The following is a 2,633-nucleotide window of genomic DNA, read 5'->3' on the forward strand; positions in this document are numbered from 1 at the left end:
CATATATAAAGTTAAAGAGTCAAATAAAAACAAAATATTACAATATCGACACATCTTCTAAAATGTTTGATTAAAAACTATATATTGTATATAATTAAATGTATTAGAAAATGGGGGAGGTATGTGGGAATGGATACTTCGAATAAGCTAAATATTCTAAAGAATAAACTTAAAGAAATGGAAAGTGTTTTAATTGCATTTTCAGGTGGAGTAGATAGTACTTTTTTATTAAAAGTGGCACACGATGTGTTAGGAGATAAATGTGTAGCAGTTACGATACATGCTATGATGCATTCAAATAGAGAAATAGAAGAAGCTAAGGAATTTACGAAATCATTAGGTGTAAAACATATAGTTATAAAAATTGATGACTTTGACGTTAAAGAATTTATCGAAAATGATGAAAAAAGATGTTACTACTGTAAAAAAACTATATTTACGAATATAAAAAATATAGCTAAAGATAATAATATAAATTATGTCTTAGATGGAACAAATTTAGATGATTTAGGAGATTACAGACCAGGATTAAAAGCATTGGAAGAGTTAGATATAAAAAGCCCTTTAAAGGACAGTTTATTAACGAAAAAAGAAATTAGAAGCTTATCAAAAGAACTTAATGTTCCTACATTTAATAAGCCTGCATTTGCATGCTTAGCTACAAGAGTACCTTATGGAGAAATAATAACAAACGATAAGCTTAGAATGATTGAAAAAAGTGAAGAATACTTACAAGATTTAGGATTTAAACAATTTAGAGTAAGAGTACATGGCAATTTAGCGAGAATAGAAGTAGAAGAAAATGAGATACATAAATTTTTTGATAAGAATTTATTAAAAACTACACATGATAAGTTTAAAGATATTGGATTTAGATATATAACTTTAGATTTATTAGGTTATCGAATGGGCAATATGAATGATAGTATCAAGCAATAGGAGGAAGACATGAAAAATTATACATTAATAACACCGTGTTTTTTCGGTATAGAAAAAATATTAAAAAATGAAATATCAAATTTAGGGTATGAAATAATAAAAACTGAAGATGGAAGAGTAACTTACAAAACGGATGAAAAAGGAATAGCAATGTCTAATATATGGCTAAGAACTGCTGAAAGAGTTCTTTTAAAAGTTGCTGAGTTTGAAGCTAAAACTTTTAATGATTTATTTGAAAGCACAAAAGCTATAAATTGGTCAAAATACATTCCATATGGTGGAGAATTCCCCGTTTCAAAGGCATCTTCAATAAAATCTAAATTGTTTTCTACTTCAGATATACAAGCAATTGTAAAAAAAGCTGTAGTTGAAAGTTTGAAAACTAGTTATCAAGAAGATGGAATGTTACCAGAAACTAAAGAAAAATATCCAATACAAGTGTTTATTCATAAAGACATAGTAACTATAACACTAGATACAAGTGGAATGGCACTTCATAAAAGAGGATATAGAGAAGTATCAACAAAGGCTCCATTAAGAGAAACTATGGCATCTGCTATGGTACAGTTAACACCGTGGCAGCCAGGAAGAATATTTGTTGATCCAATGTGTGGATCTGGAACTATAGTAATAGAGGCTGCTATGTTAGGACTGAATATGGCTCCTGGGATTAATAGAGAGTTTATAGCTGAAAAGTGGACTACTATGGATAAAAATATATGGTGGGATGTTAGAAAAGAAGCATTTGAAAAAATGAATACAGATGTAGATTTTAAAATCCAAGGATATGACATAGATAAAGAAGCTGTTATGATAGCTCAAAAAAATGCAGAACTTGCAGGTGTAGAAGATTATGTAGAGTTTAAAGTTTTCAATGCTAAAAACTTTGAAAGTGAAGAAAAATTTGGATTTATAGTTACAAACCCTCCTTATGGAGAAAGATTAGAAGATAAGCAAACTGTAAAAAAACTATATAAAGATTTAGGTTATGCATTTAAAGAGCTTAAAACATGGTCTTATTATATGGTTACTTCATATGAAGACTTTGAAAATGCATTTAATAAAAAAGCTACTAAAAAGAGAAAATTATACAATGGTAGGTTAAAAACTTATATATATCAATATATAGGACCTAAGCCGCCTAAATATATGAATAATAACAAATAATTACAAGCCCTCTTAAATATAAATATAGTGTAGTGATAAATTTAAGGGGGGATAAAATGAGATTGTCAGCCAAGAAAAATAGTAAAGTTCAACCAAGGAAAAGAACTAATAATAATAAACATAACAAAGTAAAAGAAGTATCAAAGGAAGAAGTAGTATTAAATGATATTATGGATAAAGAAGATAAGGAAGCTGAAATAGTATTAAATGATTTAGTTCCAGAAAGAGATAAATCAAAGTATGGTATAAAAGCTAATTCAAATAATAATCAGAAAAAAAATGGAATTAAGCTAAATTTTAATTTATTTCCAAAAAACAATAAAGTTAATACTTCAAACAATAAATCTAGAAATAATAAAGTTATAAAAAATGAGGAATTAGCAAAAAATAAAGAATATGAAAAAATTGAAGAAGAAACAAAAGTTGTAGATGAAATAGATAATGCACAAGAATAAAAATTCAAAACAAGAGCTTATTTTAATAAGCTCTTGTTTTGGAAATTTAAAAAAGAACATAAGGATGTGTAC

Annotated in this window: 3 protein-coding genes; all 3 read left to right on the forward strand. The window is 27.2% G+C overall.

Going from position 1 to position 2,633, the window contains the following annotated elements; translation table 11 throughout:
• Positions 1 to 129: 129 nt before the first annotated feature.
• The 3 genes from larE to RWY47_RS00080 are packed head-to-tail and all read left to right on the forward strand — an operon-like array spanning position 130 to position 2,561.
• Positions 130 to 939, forward strand: a complete 810-nt coding sequence (larE, locus tag RWY47_RS00070) for an ATP-dependent sacrificial sulfur transferase LarE (RefSeq protein ID WP_150843034.1) — start codon at positions 130 to 132, stop codon at positions 937 to 939.
• Positions 940 to 948: 9 nt separating this feature from the next.
• A complete protein-coding gene (locus RWY47_RS00075; protein ID WP_025162923.1) occupies positions 949 to 2,106 on the forward strand; it encodes a THUMP domain-containing class I SAM-dependent RNA methyltransferase in 1,158 nt (385 codons plus the stop codon).
• A gap of 56 nt (positions 2,107 to 2,162) precedes the next feature.
• Positions 2,163 to 2,561 (forward strand): hypothetical protein, encoded by a 399-nt coding sequence (locus RWY47_RS00080; RefSeq protein ID WP_025162922.1) that lies wholly within the window; start codon positions 2,163 to 2,165, stop codon positions 2,559 to 2,561.
• Positions 2,562 to 2,633 lie beyond the last annotated feature (72 nt).

This window comes from Paraclostridium sp. MRS3W1 (assembly GCF_032465715.1).
Lineage (GTDB): Bacteria > Bacillota > Clostridia > Peptostreptococcales > Peptostreptococcaceae > Paraclostridium > Paraclostridium dentum.

Coding starts and splice junctions, on each gene's coding strand:
- RWY47_RS00080 (WP_025162922.1), top strand. CDS start 2,163: ATGAGATTGTCAGCCAAGAAAAATAGTAAAGTTCAACCAAGGAAAAGA.
- RWY47_RS00075 (WP_025162923.1), top strand. CDS start 949: ATGAAAAATTATACATTAATAACACCGTGTTTTTTCGGTATAGAAAAA.
- larE (WP_150843034.1), top strand. CDS start 130: ATGGATACTTCGAATAAGCTAAATATTCTAAAGAATAAACTTAAAGAA.